At 61.0% G+C, this 16,117-nt stretch carries 18 protein-coding genes and 3 tRNA genes; 2 read left to right on the top strand and 19 right to left on the bottom strand.

Translation table 11 applies throughout. The annotated features are described in order from the left end of the window. Nucleotides 1–127 precede the first annotated feature (127 nt). The 11 genes from rplL to RHIBR816_RS0125700 all read right to left on the bottom strand — a co-directional run bounded on the left by rplL (nucleotide 128) and on the right by RHIBR816_RS0125700 (nucleotide 6,805). Entirely contained in the window at nucleotides 128–505 is a 378-nt protein-coding gene (gene rplL, locus RHIBR816_RS0125750; RefSeq protein ID WP_018239480.1) for a 50S ribosomal protein L7/L12, read from the bottom strand. 58 nt (nucleotides 506–563) lie between these two features. After that, nucleotides 564–1,082, bottom strand: a complete 519-nt coding sequence (gene rplJ / locus RHIBR816_RS0125745) for a 50S ribosomal protein L10 (RefSeq protein ID WP_018239479.1) — start codon at nucleotides 1,080–1,082, stop codon at nucleotides 564–566. A gap of 326 nt (nucleotides 1,083–1,408) precedes the next feature. Beyond that, a complete protein-coding gene (gene rplA, locus RHIBR816_RS0125740) occupies nucleotides 1,409–2,107 on the bottom strand; it encodes a 50S ribosomal protein L1 (protein ID WP_018239478.1) in 699 nt (232 codons plus the stop codon). Between the two features lie 4 nt (nucleotides 2,108–2,111). Next, on the bottom strand, nucleotides 2,112–2,540 hold the full coding sequence (gene rplK / locus RHIBR816_RS0125735) for a 50S ribosomal protein L11 (RefSeq protein WP_012707743.1): 429 nt from the start codon (nucleotides 2,538–2,540) through the stop codon (nucleotides 2,112–2,114). Between the two features lie 216 nt (nucleotides 2,541–2,756). Continuing rightward, the gene (gene nusG / locus RHIBR816_RS0125730; protein WP_018239477.1) at nucleotides 2,757–3,287 is read right to left on the bottom strand and encodes a transcription termination/antitermination protein NusG; all 531 of its coding nucleotides are present in this window, start codon (nucleotides 3,285–3,287) and stop codon (nucleotides 2,757–2,759) included. 17 nt (nucleotides 3,288–3,304) lie between these two features. After that, entirely contained in the window at nucleotides 3,305–3,505 is a 201-nt protein-coding gene (gene secE / locus RHIBR816_RS0125725) for a preprotein translocase subunit SecE (RefSeq protein ID WP_012707741.1), read from the bottom strand. 198 nt (nucleotides 3,506–3,703) lie between these two features. Next, a tRNA-Trp gene (locus RHIBR816_RS0125720) sits at nucleotides 3,704–3,779 on the bottom strand. A 254-nt stretch (nucleotides 3,780–4,033) separates the two neighbouring features. Then, nucleotides 4,034–4,933, bottom strand: coding sequence for an NAD(P)-dependent oxidoreductase (locus RHIBR816_RS0125715; protein WP_026187426.1), 900 nt, complete (start codon nucleotides 4,931–4,933; stop codon nucleotides 4,034–4,036). 251 nt (nucleotides 4,934–5,184) lie between these two features. Beyond that, the gene (tuf, locus tag RHIBR816_RS0125710) at nucleotides 5,185–6,360 is read right to left on the bottom strand and encodes an elongation factor Tu (protein WP_018239474.1); all 1,176 of its coding nucleotides are present in this window, start codon (nucleotides 6,358–6,360) and stop codon (nucleotides 5,185–5,187) included. Nucleotides 6,361–6,623: 263 nt separating this feature from the next. Continuing rightward, nucleotides 6,624–6,697 (bottom strand) — tRNA-Gly (locus RHIBR816_RS0125705). A 23-nt stretch (nucleotides 6,698–6,720) separates the two neighbouring features. Continuing rightward, a tRNA-Tyr gene (locus RHIBR816_RS0125700) sits at nucleotides 6,721–6,805 on the bottom strand. Between the two features lie 215 nt (nucleotides 6,806–7,020). Between RHIBR816_RS0125700 and rlmB the strand changes: the two genes are divergently transcribed. Then, nucleotides 7,021–7,896 carry a 23S rRNA (guanosine(2251)-2'-O)-methyltransferase RlmB gene (gene rlmB, locus RHIBR816_RS0125695; RefSeq protein ID WP_018239473.1) on the top strand — a complete coding sequence of 292 codons (876 nt, stop codon included), beginning with the start codon at nucleotides 7,021–7,023 and terminating at the stop codon, nucleotides 7,894–7,896. A 20-nt stretch (nucleotides 7,897–7,916) separates the two neighbouring features. Here rlmB and RHIBR816_RS0125690 read toward each other — a convergent pair whose 3' ends face one another. After that, on the bottom strand, nucleotides 7,917–8,192 hold the full coding sequence (locus RHIBR816_RS0125690) for a hypothetical protein (RefSeq protein WP_026187425.1): 276 nt from the start codon (nucleotides 8,190–8,192) through the stop codon (nucleotides 7,917–7,919). Nucleotides 8,193–8,356: 164 nt separating this feature from the next. Continuing rightward, nucleotides 8,357–8,977 (bottom strand): FMN-dependent NADH-azoreductase, encoded by a 621-nt coding sequence (locus RHIBR816_RS0125685; protein WP_018239471.1) that lies wholly within the window; start codon nucleotides 8,975–8,977, stop codon nucleotides 8,357–8,359. Nucleotides 8,978–9,182: 205 nt separating this feature from the next. Between RHIBR816_RS0125685 and RHIBR816_RS0125680 the strand changes: the two genes are divergently transcribed. Then, a complete protein-coding gene (locus tag RHIBR816_RS0125680) occupies nucleotides 9,183–10,124 on the top strand; it encodes a LysR family transcriptional regulator (RefSeq protein WP_018239470.1) in 942 nt (313 codons plus the stop codon). 60 nt (nucleotides 10,125–10,184) lie between these two features. On the opposite strand, the gene RHIBR816_RS0125675 is transcribed toward RHIBR816_RS0125680, so the two are convergent. The 6 genes from RHIBR816_RS0125675 to RHIBR816_RS0125650 all read right to left on the bottom strand — a co-directional run bounded on the left by RHIBR816_RS0125675 (nucleotide 10,185) and on the right by RHIBR816_RS0125650 (nucleotide 16,051). Next, entirely contained in the window at nucleotides 10,185–11,228 is a 1,044-nt protein-coding gene (locus tag RHIBR816_RS0125675) for a GlxA family transcriptional regulator (protein WP_018239469.1), read from the bottom strand. Between the two features lie 76 nt (nucleotides 11,229–11,304). Then, the gene (locus RHIBR816_RS0125670; RefSeq protein ID WP_018239468.1) at nucleotides 11,305–12,303 is read right to left on the bottom strand and encodes a 4-hydroxyproline epimerase; all 999 of its coding nucleotides are present in this window, start codon (nucleotides 12,301–12,303) and stop codon (nucleotides 11,305–11,307) included. 12 nt (nucleotides 12,304–12,315) lie between these two features. Then, nucleotides 12,316–13,167, bottom strand: coding sequence for a proline/glycine betaine ABC transporter permease (locus tag RHIBR816_RS0125665; protein ID WP_018239467.1), 852 nt, complete (start codon nucleotides 13,165–13,167; stop codon nucleotides 12,316–12,318). Then, nucleotides 13,164–14,012: a proline/glycine betaine ABC transporter permease gene (locus RHIBR816_RS0125660; RefSeq protein WP_018239466.1), complete on the bottom strand. Its 849-nt coding sequence runs from the start codon at nucleotides 14,010–14,012 to the stop codon at nucleotides 13,164–13,166. The genes RHIBR816_RS0125665 and RHIBR816_RS0125660 overlap by 4 nt, the downstream gene beginning before the upstream one ends. Before the next feature lie 12 nt (nucleotides 14,013–14,024). After that, entirely contained in the window at nucleotides 14,025–15,113 is a 1,089-nt protein-coding gene (locus RHIBR816_RS0125655; protein WP_018239465.1) for a glycine betaine/L-proline ABC transporter ATP-binding protein, read from the bottom strand. A gap of 86 nt (nucleotides 15,114–15,199) precedes the next feature. Beyond that, nucleotides 15,200–16,051 carry a glycine betaine ABC transporter substrate-binding protein gene (locus tag RHIBR816_RS0125650; RefSeq protein ID WP_026187423.1) on the bottom strand — a complete coding sequence of 284 codons (852 nt, stop codon included), beginning with the start codon at nucleotides 16,049–16,051 and terminating at the stop codon, nucleotides 15,200–15,202. Nucleotides 16,052–16,117: the final 66 nt, after the last annotated feature.

Below are 16,117 nucleotides of genomic sequence, written 5' to 3'. Positions count from 1 at the left end.
TCAAGACCATGCTCTTGAAGAACCCATTACCCAAAAGCCGTTTTTCGACAGGCTTTTGGGTAATATGTTCCAAAAACGGTCAAAGAGAGGCGGCCACAAGGGCCCCCTCCCTTCGCATTTCGTCGAATTACTTGACGTCGACCTTGGCGCCAGCGTCTTCGAGCTTCTTCTTGAGGTCGGCAGCTTCAGCCTTGGAAACAGCTTCCTTGACCGGCTTCGGAGCGCCTTCGACCAGGTCCTTGGCTTCCTTGAGGCCGAGGCCGGTGATGGCGCGGACTTCCTTGATGACGTTGATCTTGTTCGCGCCGGCATCCGTCAGGATGACGTCGAACTCGGTCTTCTCTTCCTCAGCCGGAGCAGCAGCTGCAGCGCCGCCAGCAGCAGCAACGGCTACCGGAGCAGCGGCAGAAACGCCCCACTTTTCTTCGAGCAGCTTGGAAAGCTCAGCAGCTTCCAGGACGGTCAGCGAGGAGAGGTCTTCAACGATCTTTGCGAGATCAGCCATTTTACTTTTCCTTTTGTTCGGTTCGAACTGGTTTTAATTACAACAGCGAAATTCCGCCTCAGGCGGCTTCGTCCTTCTTGGCATAGGCCGAGAACACGCGGGCAAGCTGGCTTGCCGGTGCTGCGACAACCGTCGCGACGCGGGTTGCCGGGGCATTGAGAAGGCCCAGCAGCTTCGCGCGCAGCTCGTCCAGCGAAGGCAGGGTCGCAAGCGACTTGACTGCTTCGGGGTTGAGCGTGGTTGTCCCCATGGCACCGCCCAGAACGACGATCTTGTCGTTGGTCTTGGCGAAATCCATGACGACCTTCGGAGCCGTGATCGGATCGGCGCTGTAAGCGATCAGCGTCTGACCCTTGAAGAGATTGGTCATCCCTTCAGACTCCGTGCCCTGAAGAGCGATCTTGGCCAGGCGGTTTTTCGCGACTTTGACGGTGCCGCCAGCAGCGCGCATCTTCGAACGGAAGTCGTTCATCTGCGCAACTGTGACACCAGCATAGTGGGCCACGACAACCGAACCGGAAGCCTTGAAGACTTCGTTCAGCTCCGTGACGAATTCGCGTTTTTCCGCTCTTTCCACTGTCTGTCTCCAGTTGACAGGGTTGCTCATCGCAGCCCTGCCGGGTTTGCCTTTGTCACCGGGATCATGCTCGATCCCAAGCAACGCTTAAGGATCCTGTCCCTTGGCGTTCCCGAATAGCCGGGTCTGACACAAGGCAAGCGAGGTTCGAACCGAATTTTCGACGCCTGCGGCGTCAGCGAAATCCAGATCTTACCCGTCTCATGCGGGCAATGGTGATTAAGGTAGAACCACCCGCAATCTCGGACAGGAGTTCCGGACCGAGGTCCGGATATTTCCGGCCCCGAAAGGCCGGAAATTCGGTTTCGGGCCGAGGCCCGGAATTCTCAGGCGGCGCTCAGGGTCGCCGGATCGATCTTGAGGCCCGGCCCCATCGTCGAGGAGATAGCCACGCGCTTGACGTAGTTCCCCTTGGCGCCGGTCGGCTTGGCCTTGATCACCGCGTCCGCGAAGGCGCGAATGTTCTCTTCGAGCGCCTTGGCATCGAAAGATGCCTTGCCGATGCCGGCATGAACGATGCCTGCCTTCTCGACGCGGAACTCGACGGCGCCGCCCTTCGAAGCCTTGACGGCCGCGGTGACGTCCATCGTGACGGTGCCGACCTTCGGGTTCGGCATCATGCCGCGCGGGCCGAGAACCTTACCGAGACGGCCGACGAGCGGCATCATGTCCGGGGTCGCGATGCAGCGATCGAAGTCGATCTTGCCGCCCTGGACGATTTCGACCAGCTCTTCCGCACCGACGACGTCGGCGCCGGCAGCCTTGGCTTCATCGGCCTTGGCGCCACGGGCGAAAACGGCAACACGAACCGAGCGGCCGGTGCCGTTCGGCAGGTTGACGACGCCGCGGACCATCTGGTCGGCATGGCGGGGATCGACGCCGAGATTCATCGCCACTTCGATCGTCTCGTCGAACTTGGCGGTCGCACGCTCCTTGACGAGCGTCACGGCTTCGGTGAGGCCGTAGAGCTTCACCGGATCAACGCCCTCGCGGGACTTCTGTACACGCTTTGCAATCTTCGCCATGGTCTTAGCCCGTCACTTCCAGGCCCATGGAGCGGGCGGAGCCCTCGACCATTGCCATTGCGCCTTCGATATCGGCCGCGTTGAGGTCCTTCATCTTGGCCTCTGCAATCGTGCGGATCTGGGCCTTCGAGATCGAGCCGGCCTTCGCCTTGCCCGGGGTCTTCGAACCCGACTGGATCTTCGCCTCGCGCTTCAGGAAGTAGCTGACCGGCGGCTGCTTCATGATGAAGGTGAAGGACTTGTCCTGGTAATAGGTGATGACGACCGGGATCGGCATACCCTTTTCCATTTCCTGCGTGGCGGCATTGAACGCCTTGCAGAATTCCATGATGTTAATGCCACGCTGACCAAGCGCAGGACCGATCGGCGGCGACGGATTCGCCGAGCCGGCCTTCACCTGCAGCTTGAGCTGGCCTGCAACTTTCTTAGCCATTTCTCTCTGCCTCTCTATGCCCCGCCCGGCCAAGCCGAAGCGGGAACTGTTCAGCCGGTTGCCCGGCTCCTTGCCGGTCTATTGACCGGCGGCTGCGGTTGCGTGGTGCGGATAGACCGGCCCGGCTAAGACCGGTTCCCTCCCACGCGCATGCGGATCACTCCGCCGGAGCAGGCCGACACGTCAGCCTGCCCATTCCAGTAAACTTACGTTCTTTCAGACCTTTTCGACCTGGCCGTATTCCAGCTCGACCGGTGTTGCGCGGCCGAAGATCGACACCTCGACCTTCAGGCGCGAACGCTCTTCATCGACATCCTGCACGATGCCGTTGAAGGACGCGAAGGGGCCATCCGACACGCGGACCTGCTCGCCGATCTCGAAGGAGACCGAAGGCTTCGGCCGCTCGACGCCGTCCTGAACCTGACCGAGAATCCGATCCGCCTCGTGATCCGGAATCGGCACCGGCTTGCTGTCGGTGCCGAGAAAGCCAGTCACCTTCGGCGTGTTCTTGATCAGATGGTAAGCCTCATCCGTCAAGTTAGCCCGCACGAGAACATAGCCCGGGAAGAACTTCCGCTCGGAATCGACCTTGCGGCCGCGACGAACCTCGACGACCTTCTCGGTCGGAACGAGAATCTTCTCGAACAGATGCGAGAGACCCTTCTGCCTCGCCTTCTCCTCGATCGATTCGGCGACCTTCTTCTCGAAATTCGAATAGGCGTGAACGATATACCAGCGCGCAGCCATGCTACTCTCCACCCAAATCAAGCGCCAACGTTGAGGATCAGGCTCATAAGCCAACCCATCAACTGGTCCGCACCAAAGAAGAAGGCGGCGGCAAAAGAGACCATGACGAAGACCATCAGCGTCGAGATCGTCGTCTCGCGCCGCGAAGGCCAAGTCACTTTTGACGTTTCAGAGCGTACCTGCTGCAGAAACGTGAACGGATTCGTTTTGGATGCCATAAAATGCTCACGCCATTACGGCGCGTAAAGCCGATCTTTCAGCCCCACGCACCGCGTGTCTGTTTGGACCCTACATAAAGACCGATTCCAAAAACCACAAGAGCCGATCGGTCTTTTTTGTGAATATATAAAGACGGCCGCGCCGCCTGCCCCGCACATTCTGGCCGACTTCAAGCGACAGTGCAAGAACGGGGAAACTGGCAGGGGCAGAGGGGCTCGAACCCCCGACCTGCGGTTTTGGAGACCGCCGCTCTACCAACTGAGCTATACCCCTAGACTGCGACACGCATCCGCTGCCGGATGCGCCTCAAGTCTGCGGCTTCTTATTCAGTTTGCCGGATGCTTTCAAGCGCATTTGCAACAAAAGCACAAAAAGTGCCAAGAAATTTTCGGATGACTTGTTCGAAGCGAGGCGGCCCTGCGGCTAGTGCATGCCGCCCGAAAGTGTGCAGCGGTTTTGGGACATCGACATGCACCAAAACAAATACCTAAGGCGCGTCGCATGAATACGATTGAACGCGACGCGCCTTAGGTGTCAAGCGGCACATACTTCCGCCAATCGTGCTCCTCCTTGAAGCCCAGGACCTCTCGGATCTTCCGGTTCGAGAGCAGCCCTTCGAACTCGCCTATCTCCCTGGTGAAAGGCACATTCGGGTAGAAGCGCGTGGCGAGTTCGCGCGTCGGCGTGTTGGCCGACACCGTATCGTTGCAGGCATTGAAGACCGCATAACCGAGGCCGTCTTTCTCGATGCAGAGCTTGACGATCTGGCCCAGATCCCGCGCATCGATGTAGCTCCAGGCAATCCGCTTGCGCACTTCCGGGTGAGCGAAATAGTGCGGAAAGCGCTCGTATTCGTGCGGCTCGATCACATTGCCGATGCGCAGTGCGTAAATGTCGAAGCCGGAGCGTTCCGCAAAGGCGCGTGCCGTCTTTTCGTTCACCACCTTGGAAAGGCCGTAGGAGTCCATCGGGTTGACGTCATAATCCTCCTCCAGCGGGAAGCTGTGGAAGTCGCGATGACCCTCGGCGAAGCAGACACCGTAGGTCGTTTCACTCGACGCGACGATGATCTTGCGAATGCCGAGCTTCACCGCCGCCTCGATGACGTTATAGGTGCCCATGACGTTGACGCGAAAGGTTTCGTTGTCCGGCTTGATCAGGATGCGCGGAATGGCGGCAAAGTGCACCACAGCGTCGAAGGATTGCGGCCCCCTGCCCTGATCCATATCCGGAAAATCCCGGTGCATCGACAGTGCGTTGAACATCTGCCCGCTGTCGGTGATGTCGGCAATCAGGTTGGTGACGCCGGGGCTGTCGAGGGGAACGAGGTCGACATTGTGCACTTCGTATCCCGCCTCGACGAGATAAGGTACGGCATGCCGCCCGGCCTTGCCGGCGCCGCCGGTAAAGAGTATCCGCTGCTTCACGATCTGCTCCTCCACTCCTCTGTCGAGGCAGGAGCCTGCCATTCCGGCGCGACACATTCAAGATTCGGCCGCGACGAAGCCGTGGAATCGAAAAGCCCCGCGGTTTTACCCGCGGGGCTTCGAAAACCGGCAGAAGCCGGAATTACTCGACGATCGAGGCGACGATGCCGGCGCCGCATGCAAATCGCGCTTGCGCGCCATTTGCACCTTCTTTGCTGCCGTCGGCAGCTTACGGCATCGCCTTGCGATCGTTACTCGACGATCGAGGCGACGATGCCGGCGCCGACGGTGCGGCCGCCCTCACGGATAGCGAAGCGCAGCTTCTCTTCCATGGCGATCGGCACGATCAGTTCGACGTCGACCGTCACGTTGTCGCCCGGCATCACCATTTCCGTGCCTTCCGGCAGCGTCACGATGCCCGTCACGTCGGTCGTGCGGAAGTAGAACTGCGGACGGTAGTTGGTGAAGAACGGCGTATGCCGGCCACCCTCTTCCTTCGTCAGGATGTAGGCCTCGGCCTTGAACTTCCGGTGCGGCTTGACCGAACCCGGCTTGCACAGAACCTGCCCGCGCTCGACGCCGTTGCGGTCGACACCGCGCAGAAGCGCGCCGATGTTGTCGCCGGCCTGGCCCTGGTCGAGCAGCTTGCGGAACATTTCAACGCCCGTGCAGGTCGTCTTCGTCGTCGCGCGGATGCCGACGATCTCGATTTCCTCACCCACCTTGACGATGCCGCGCTCGACGCGGCCGGTCACGACCGTGCCGCGGCCCGAGATCGAGAACACGTCTTCGATCGGCATCAGGAACGGCAGGTCGATCGGACGCTCCGGCGTCGGGATGTAGGCGTCAACCGCAGCCATCAGCTCGCGGATCGCGTCTTCGCCGATCTTCTTGTCCGAATCTTCGAGAGCGGCAAGCGCCGAACCCTTGATGATCGGAATGTCGTCGCCCGGGAATTCGTAGGACGACAGAAGCTCGCGCACTTCCAGCTCGACGAGCTCGAGAAGCTCGGCGTCGTCAACCTGGTCGACCTTGTTCAGGAACACCACAATCGCCGGAACGCCGACCTGGCGGGCGAGCAGGATGTGCTCGCGGGTCTGCGGCATCGGGCCGTCGGCAGCCGAAACAACCAGGATCGCGCCGTCCATCTGCGCCGCACCGGTGATCATGTTCTTGACGTAGTCGGCGTGGCCGGGGCAGTCGACGTGCGCATAGTGGCGGGCCGGCGTCTCGTACTCGACGTGCGCCGTCGAAATGGTGATGCCACGCGCCTTCTCTTCCGGCGCAGCGTCGATCTGGTCATACGCCTTGAATTCGCCGAAGTACTTCGTGATCGCTGCAGTCAGCGACGTCTTGCCATGGTCAACGTGGCCAATCGTGCCGATGTTGACGTGCGGCTTGTTGCGCTCGAATTTGCTCTTTGCCATGGGTACGCTTCCTGTGGTCAAATACGATGGATCAGCCGGCGGGGCCGGTTTGTGCAGCCGTTTAAGGGTTTCGCGGCATTTGCGCAAGACTTAATTGCGTCCGCCCGGACGGCAAGGTCCCGGCCTCTTTTAATGATCAGAAAGAAGACACGCAGCGCGAGCCCGGATAGACTTCACGAAATGGAAAAGACAAAGCAATCAGCTCTATGCGAGGCTTTTCTAAAGTCGCACGTTAGTCACTGTTGATGGCGCGGAAAAGCGGCTGGAGCGGGTAGCGGGAATCGAACCCGCGTATTCAGCTTGGAAGGCTGCTGCTCTACCATTGAGCTATACCCGCGGGCCTTCGATCCTGAAGCAGAATGGTGGAGGGAGTTGGATTTGAACCAACGTAGGCTGAGCCAACGGATTTACAGTCCGTCCCCTTTAACCACTCGGGCATCCCTCCATTATTCTGTCGGGATCAATCGACCAAGCTTTTGAGATCGTGGAAGAACCGGCGCCGTTTCGTGCCGCCTCGCGATCTGCGCCGGGTATATGACCGCCCGCATTCCTCCTGTCAACAGAGCGAAACGGAAAATTGCAGAAATTCTCCACAGGCGCGGACGGATGCGGTTTCCGAAACCATTTCCAAGACCGGACGAACCTCACTATAAGGTGCGCATGAGCAAGGACAAGACCGGCGACAAGAGCGCCAAGGACAGCCACTACGCCACTCTCCGGCGGGCGCATCGCGATGCGCGACGCGAGCGCGGCGAAATTCCGACACCTCGCCCGGACAAGCGCCGGAAGGTGAAGGCCGACTGGAAGGCGCCAGCGCTCGCGCCCGAGCAGGTGCTTCTCTATGGCCTGCATACGGTTCGCGCCGCCCTCGACAATCCGGACCGCACGGTCATCCGCCTCAGCGTGACGCAGAACGCGGCCGCGCGGCTGGAACTTGGCGACCTTGCCGCGCTTCCCTTCCCGGTCGAGATCGTCACGCCGCAGGATCTCGACCGGGTCCTCGGACCGGATGCGATCCACCAGGGCGTCATGCTGGAGACACGGCCGCTGCCGCATCGCAAGCTCGAGGCGCTCAGCGATTGCCCGTTGATCCTGCTGCTCGACCAGGTGACCGATCCGCACAATGTCGGCGCCATCATGCGCTCGGCGGTCGCGTTCGAGGCCGGCGCACTGATTACCACCATGCGCCACAGCCCGACGGAATCGGGCGTGTTGGCCAAGTCGGCCTCCGGCGCGCTGGAACTCATCCCCTATATTCAGATAACCAATCTCGCCGACACCATCGAGGAACTCCATCGACTCGGCTTCCAGACGATCGGCCTTGATTCGGAGGGGTCGCAACCGCTGGAGGACACCTTCTCCGCCCGGAAGATCGCGCTCGTTCTGGGATCGGAGGGCAAGGGGCTACGGCAGAAGACGCGGCAGACCGTCACGGCGCTGGCACGACTCGATATGCCGGGCGCCATCAAGTCGCTCAACGTTTCCAATGCTGCGGCAATTGCCATGTACGCGGCGCGGCAGCACCTCAAGGGTTGACGCGGTCCGGCTCATGCGGGTCAAAGCGTTGGAAGGCCGCTCAAGGTCATGCGAGCCGTGGGGCATCCATCACGCACCTTCTTCCAGGTCGTAACGTTGAGGTCCATCTCGCAACGCGCCATGTAGGAGATGCCGCCGACGCGGATGCATGCGATCTGGCCGAGCTCATATTTCGTCCCGTCACGATTGCGACAGGTGCAGCGCCGGTCCGGCGGCGACGCGTCGACGCTTTCGGCGACCATGGCGGCAGCCGCCAGCGACAAGGTCAAAACCTGCAAAGCGATCAGGCTCTTCATAGGGCCAGAATAGCGCAAGTTGAGCCTGATCAGAAACGAAGAATGCCGGCCGCTCGCGCAGCCGGCATTCTTCCGCAACAGGCCGGTACTTTATCGGAGCGAGACGTCTGCGGAAAACCGCGAACGCTTTTCCTCATCCCGCTCCGCCGCCGGCCAAGCCGATATTAGCTCGCAAGCCGCAGGACGTTGCCTTCAGCGATCGTCTTCTCAGCCTCGGCAATGGCGAACTGCTTCTGGTCTGCGCCGAGGTTCAGCCCTTCGGCCCGGACGAATTCGACGTCGGTGATTCCGAAGAAGCCGAAGACGGTCCTGAGATAGCTCTCCTGGTGGTCCATGGCCGAGGCCGGGCCGGCGGAGTAGTGCCCGCCGCGCGTCGAGGCGACGATGACCTTCTTGCCCTTGGCGAGGCCTTCCGGGCCGGCTTCGGTGTAGCGGAAAGTCTTGCCGGCGACCGCCAGGCGATCGATCCACGCTTTCAGCTGGCTCGGGATCGAGAAGTTGTACATCGGCGCACCGACAACGATCGTGTCGGCGGCAAGGAATTCGTCGAGCATCTGGCGGCCGGTCCGAATATCGGAGGCGAGCGCCGGATCGACTTCATTGAGGTCTGCGGGCGCCATGATCTGTGCACCGGTCAGATGCTGCAGGCGCTCGGAGACGAGGTCGCGATAGGTGACTTTCACATCGGACTGGTCGGCCTTGATCTGCGCGACGATCGCAGCCGTCAGGCGACGGGATACCGAATGTTCTCCGAGAATGCCGGAGTCGATATGGAGGACGTTCATGGGAGGCACCTTTGTTTTCAGTTGCGGTGCACAACATATGATTTGAAAACAATCGCGAGATAAGTCGGCGAATAATTGACATTCTGTTTCCTGAGGGAAACAATTTGCGCACAGATCTGGGCACGACAGGCAAAAATCACCAGCCATGGGGCGGAATGGGGGCGCCTGCGCGCCCGGCGCTTCACCCCTTCTTATAGAGGCTAGCATGCAGGACCTGAACGATATCGCTCTCTTCGCCGCCGTCGTGAAGAACAACGGCTTCAGCGCCGCCGCACGCGACCTGAACATTCCGAAGTCCAAACTCAGCAAGCATGTGGCGCGGCTCGAGGATCAATTGGGCGTCCGCCTTCTCGAACGTTCGACACGCAAGCTGCGGGTAACGGAAATCGGCCGCGTATTCTATGAGCACGCCCAAGGGCTGCTGGACGGCGTCGCGGCGGCCGAAGCCGAGGTCGCCGCCGTGCGCGGCGAGCCAACGGGGTTGGTGCGGCTCGGCTGCCCGCTGGGCTTCGCGCCGATGCTGGCGGACATTCTTCCTGGATTTCATCGCCGGTACCCGGGCGTCCGCCTGCTGATCACTGCCACCAATCGTCGCCTCGATCTGATCGAAGAACGATTCGACGTGGCATTGCGGGCGCGCGACCAACTCGACACCGACAATCAACTGATCGTGCGCAAGTTCGGCGAGGTGCGGCAGCGGCTCGCAGCTAGCCCGACACTTCTTGCCCGCGTCGGAGAGGTCACCACCTCGAACCTCCCCGAGATGCCGACGCTCTCCATGAACGAGCAACATCCGAATGACGTTTGGCGCCTCTTCCATACCGACGGCGGATCGATCGAAATCGCCCATCGGCCGGTGATCGGCTGCAGCGAGTTCGTCATCCTCGAACGCGCTGCGATCGAAGGCATGGGAATAGCCCTCTTGCCCGATCATATCTGCGAACGCGCCTTCCGTACCGGCGTACTCGTTCCGGTCCTGCCTGAATGGACGTCCGGCAACGTCATGGTCCATCTCGTCTTTCCGTCGCGCCACGGCATGCTGCCGGCGACGCGCGCGTTGATCGACTATCTCGCCGAAAATCTGATCAAAGCCATGGAACGTTGCCGCGAGGTGGACCCGAGACCGGCACAGTCATTCGATATTTGAGAGAGCCTACGGGCCCTTCATGTCCGATGACGGGCGTGGCCGTCCATCAAGCCATGGAACTCACCGCGGAAGACCGCTCTCGCCGGGCACTTCCCGATCGCGAGCCGCGGCATCGCGGATTTCTGCGGGCGTTCGCCCATAGGTCCGGCGAAACTCCTTGGTGAAATGCGAGGAGTTCACAAACCCGACGTCGAGCGCGACTTCGATGATGGGTTTCTTGCTCGTCAGCAGTATCTGCCTCGCCCGGTCCAATCGGAGGCGGCGGAAAGCCAAAGCAGGAGACATCCTCGTCTTTTCGGTGAACAGCCGCTCGAGCTGGCGCCTTGACAACCCGACCGAGGCAGCGAGCTGATCAATGGTGATCCCACCTTCGAGATGCTGCTCCATGGTTATCAGCGCGGCCGCGACACGGGAGTCGTTGAAGTACTCGCAGAGCGGCTGGCGCGTCTGGATGTCGAACTGGGTGCGGGCCTTTTCGATCTGCAATACTTCAAGCGCATTGCGCTCGGCATCGCGGCTGATGTGCCGCCTGACCAGGGCCGCGGCCAGATCGGCGGCGCTGCTTCCCCCGGCACACGAACCGCGCTTGCGGTCGAGATTGAACAGCCGGTCCGGTCGGACTTCATGGTCCGGGAAACGCTCGCGGAACTCGTGGTAGTGAAGCCAGCTCACACAGGTCCCGTGCTCTTTCATCAGGCCGGCTTCGGCGAGAATGAAGGAACCGGTGCACAGTCCGATCAAGGGGACCTTTTTAGCAGCGGCATGTTTGAGAAAGCGGATGGTTTCATGGTCGACCGGTTGCGCGACGGCAAGAAGGCCGCCGACGACGGCAATATAGTCGAACTGGCAGGGGTCGACGAAGTCGGACGTGGGAGCGACCTGGACACCGCAGCTCGAGGTGATCAAGTGTCGCGTACTGCCAAGGACCTGCCAATCCGCCAGGACCCGACCGGATCGGTCGAGCTGGTCGCTCGCCAGCCGAAGGGTGTCGACGAACAGCGCGAAGGCCGACAGCGTAAACGATCGCGCGAGGATGAAGCCGATTTTCAGCCGACGCGGCGGCGGAACGGTCCCTGACGACGACGATTGAACGGACTGTCCCATTTCGCTCCAGCTCCTCTAATGCGCTCGATCGGGACCTGCGTGTAGGCAGGCGGCCGCGCGGTGCGAGCCACGGTGTTCACCTGATCTGGAATCCGTGTGCCAAAGGATCGCGGTCGTCGACGAAGATGGTATTGTGCCCGGTGATCCGCGCCCATGCGCCGATACTCGGCATGATACCGTCTTGGGTCCCGACCTTGGCGGACGCTTCGGCCCGTCCTTCGAAAATCGTGCCGATCAGGCTTTCGCTCCGGTAGGCCTCGCCGATCTTCAGCCGGCCCTTCCCGTATAGCTGCGCCATGCGGGCAGACGTTCCTGTTCCGCCAGGCGAACGGTCGATCGCCTTGTCACCATAGAAGACCGCACCGCGGCCGTCGGCATTCTCGTTACTCGGGCGATCGCACCAAATGGCATGGTGGACACCGCGAATTCTCGCATCCTCGGGGTGAACGGGATCGCAGACTTCGGCGAGCGCCGTCCTCAGCTTTTGGCTGATACTGACAATCTCGGATGCCGCCATGCCGTCAAGTCCTGGCCAATTCCGCTGCGGCTCGACGACCGCGTAAAAATTGCCACCATAGGAGATATCCACCACGAGCGACCCGACGCCTGGAACGTCGACCTCGACGTCCGCTTCGTGCAGGTAACTCGCGACATTGAACAGCCGGACGCTTCTGACGAAATCGCCGTCCATTTCGTACTTGACGTCTACTCGTCCGGCCGGTGTCTCGATCGACAAGGTGCCGGGCGTTTTGGGTGTGACAAGCCCCTCCTCGAGCACGACCGTCGAGAGCCCGATTGTGCCTGCGCCGCACATCGGCAAGCAGCCGCTGACTTCGATGAACAGCGCAGCGAAGTCGCAGTCGTCCCTGAAGGCCGGGTAGATGATGGCGCCGGACATCACGTCATGGCCGCGCGGTTCGAACATCAGCGCCCGGCGGATCCAGTCATGATCGCGGACGAAAATCTCGCGGCGCTCGAAAATCGGCAGGTGCGGGAGCAAAGGGCCGCCCCCGGCGACGACGCGGACCGGATTGCCGCAGGTGTGCGAGTCGATACAGAAAAAACTGTGCCGCATGATCCGCTCCAATCAGCCCGCTGCCCGCGTTCGGTCCCGTTGAAGCGCGCCACGCGAAAGCCGGTCGAGAAGAAGCGCGACCGCGACGATGGCGAGGCCGGCACGCAGACCGAGACCCATCTCCATCCGCGTCAATCCCCGCGTCACCTCGGCGCCGAGCCCGCCTGCCCCGACCAGTCCAGCCAGAACGACCATGGCGAGCGACAGCAGGATGCATTGATTGAGGCCGACGAGTAGGGTCGGTTTTGCCGCGGGGATTTCGATCTTGAAGAGGATGGAACGGGGCGAGGCGCCGATCGCCTGGCCGAGTTCGAGCATGTCCTTCGGAACCTGGTTGAAGGCGAGCGTGGTCAGCCGCAGCATCGGCGGTATGCCGTAGACGATCGTTGCGATGATCGCGGGCACCCGGCCCAGGCTGAAGATCATCACCGCGGGGATGAGATACACCCATGGCGGCACGGTCTGCATGATGTCGAGAACCGGGCGGATCGCCGCCTCGACGCTCTTGACGCGGGAGGCCAGGATACCAAGCGGAAAGGCGATCAGGACGGAAATCGCCACGGCCACCGTGACGAGGGCAATTGTCTGCATCGAAGCGGCCCAGAGTCCCACGAGAAGGCAAAAGCCGAGGGCTAATCCCGCGAGGATGCTCACCCGTATATTCACGAGGACGAGAGCGAGAAGCACCACGATGGCGATCAGCGCATAGGCTGGCAGCGCAAGGAGCGCCGCCTCGATCCCCGAAAGCACCGTCTCGACCACGCTGCTGATGAAGGCGAACAACGGATGGAAGTTGGCATTGAGCCAGTCGACAGTCGGCGCCAGGTATATGCCCGGCGAGAACTGAAACGATTCCAGATTCATGGTGTTCCTCCCTTGGCGAAGCGGGCCGCGCTCTGCGTGATGCGATCAAGCACCATGGTCAGCACAACGATCGCGATGGCGGCATCGATCGATTTGGCGATATCGAGTGTCCGGATCGCTCCGTAGATCGTCTCGCCAAGACCACCTGAACCGACGATGCCGGCGATGACCACCATACCGAAGGCCATCATCAGGCTCTGGTTGATACCCGCCATGATGCTCGGCATGGCAAAGGGCAGACGGATCTTGAAGAACATCTGCCATTTCGTGATGCCGATTGCGTGGCCCAGTTCGATGAACTCATGTGGCGTCATGCGGATGCCGAGAGAGGTAAGACGGATGGCCGGAGGCATGGCGACGACAAAGGTGGCGATGAGCGCGGTCGCCGGCCCGTAACCCAGAAGGGCAATCGCCGGCAGAAGATAGATGTAAGGCGGCAGGGTCTGGATGAGATCGAGGGCGGGCTCCAGCAATCGATCGAGCGCCGGCAGGAAGCCGGCGATCACGCCGATCGGCAATCCAACGAAGAGCGCAAGCGAGGTCGCGGTGATGACCAGCGCCAAGGTGCTCATGGTTTCCGGCCACAGGCCCATGAGCGCGCAAATGACGAGGGCTATTCCGGCCAGCGCGCCAAACCACGCATTGACCAGCCGCCATCCGGCAACGGCCAGTACAGCTACCACCACAAAGAACGGCGGAAGCTCGAGCAGCCACAGAATGCCCTCGTAGAACCCTTCAAGCATCGTTCTCACGAGGTCGAAGAGGAATTCACCGTTGTCGCTCAGCCATTCCAGGGCCGAGTCCGTCCACGCGTCGAACGTGTCCGCGAAAGCCGAACTTTCCATGTCGAGCCTCCTCTAGGCCGCCGCGGCCTGCTCGTGCGACGGCGTTCCCTTGACGCCGGCGAGCAAGCTCCGCGCCGTCACGACGCCGACGACGGTACCGTTGTCGGCAACCGCGATCGCGTCGCGATCCGATTGCATGGTCAACCCGATCAACGCGTCGATGTCGGCCTCCGGCGTCGTTTTGACGAGCGAGCCGATATCGCTGTTCGGGTGCTGGCGCTGATAGTCGACGACCGGGACCATGACCGAATGGGCCTTGATTAGATGGAGACGGGAAATACCGGCCACGAAGTCGGCGACATACTGGTCGGCCGGGTTGAGGACGATCTCCTCTGCCGTGCCAACCTGGATGATGACGCCATCCTTCATGATCGCGATCCGGTCGCCGATGCGGATGGCCTCATCGAGATCGTGGGTGATGAATACCGCCGACTTGCCGAGCTCTTTCGTAAGCTGTCGGAACTCGTCCTGCAGTTGCCTGCGAATGAGCGGGTCGAGCGCGCTGAACGGCTCGTCCATGAGGATGATTTCGGGGTCGGATGCGATGGCGCGCGCCAATCCGACGCGCTGCTGCATGCCACCGGACAGTTCCGAGGGAAAGCGGCTAAGCCAGTCGCCGAGGCCGACTTTCTCGAGCGCCGCTGCCGCGGTCCGGTTCCGCTCCGCTTTCGCAATACCCTGAACCTCGAGACCGAAGGCCGCATTTTCCAGCACCGTGCGGTGCGGAAGCAGCGCCACGCTCTGGAAGACCATGCCAATGTGCTGGGCTCGCATTTGTCGGAGTTCGGCCGCGTCGAGCGCGGACAGGTCCTTGCCCTTTACAAGTACCTTGCCGAGGCTTGGCGTGATCAGCCTGTTCAAAAGCCTGATCAGGGTAGACTTGCCGCTGCCCGACAAGCCCATGATGCAGAAGATTTCGCCGCGACGAACCTGCAGACTGGCGTCTGAAACGCCGACAACGCAATTATACTCCTGCAGGATCTGCTTCTTGGAAAGACCGCGCTCGGCAACTGCCTTCATCGCAGCAGGTGCCTTTTCGCCAAAGATCTTCCAGACGGATTGGCAGTCGATCAGCACTTCATTTGCATCGATGTTCGCCATTTTCTCATTCCCCTTGGAGCCAATCTTGTGCTGGCCGCGCACCGGCCGCTGGGTCGAAACTCCCTGCGGCCGAATGCTGTTGGAACTCAGTATTTCTTGATGTTTTCCCAGCGCTTCAGGAGGTCGGCATGGCTATCCGTCCAGTCCTTGACCGCCTCGTCCATCTTCTTGCCATCGCTGACAGCGCCGTTGATCGCGGTGATGTCCGCCAGCGGAACATAGACGCTTGCCAGGATCTCGCGGGCCTGCGGGTTCTCTTCGGAGAAGCCTTTGTGGCCGATCCAATAATAGCTCTGCGGCGGTGGGAAGACGCCCTTCGGATCCTTGAGGAATTTCACGTCATACTTCTGCGTCATCCATGACGGCTCCCAAAGGGTGACGGCGACCCACTCCTGCCGGTCGATCGCCGATTTCAGCGCAGCGGTCATAGCCGCGGTGCTGCCTTCCACGAGCTGGAGCTTGAGGCCGTATTCCTTGACTGCGTTCGTGGTGTCGCGCATCAGGCCGGCGCCCGGCTCGATCCCGATGATCTTACCGCCGAACTTGTCGGCACTTTCGTTGAGCTGGTCGACGGTGTCGATATTGACGTATTTGGGAACCGCGATGCCCTGGTAGAGACCATGCGATACCGGCGAGATCTTCTCCAGGCGGTTCTTGTTCTTGTCCCAGTAGTCCTGGGCGACATAATCAGTCTGTGAAGCCAGGATCTGGATATCGCCCTTGCTGAGCGCCGCATAGGCGATGCCCCACTCGGAAAACTCGGTTACCTTCACGGTATAACCGGCGTCTTCCAGCACCTTCTTGGTGATGCCTGCGATCGGCGTCAGATCCTCCCACGCCATGGTTCCCATCTCGATGGTCTTCTCTTCGGCGCGAGCCGGCATCATGGTCAGACCGACCATCGCAGCCGCGCAGAGTGCTTTCCAAAGTGTCTTCACTGTTCTCTCCTGTTCTTGTTCCCGTTGTTCTTCGAAGACTGCCCATTCAGTCTTCGTCATTGCGTG

Origin of the sequence: Ensifer sp. BR816 (genome assembly GCF_000378985.1) — a bacterium.
GTDB lineage: Bacteria > Pseudomonadota > Alphaproteobacteria > Rhizobiales > Rhizobiaceae > Sinorhizobium.
This window is presented reverse-complemented; position numbering and strand designations above follow the sequence as displayed.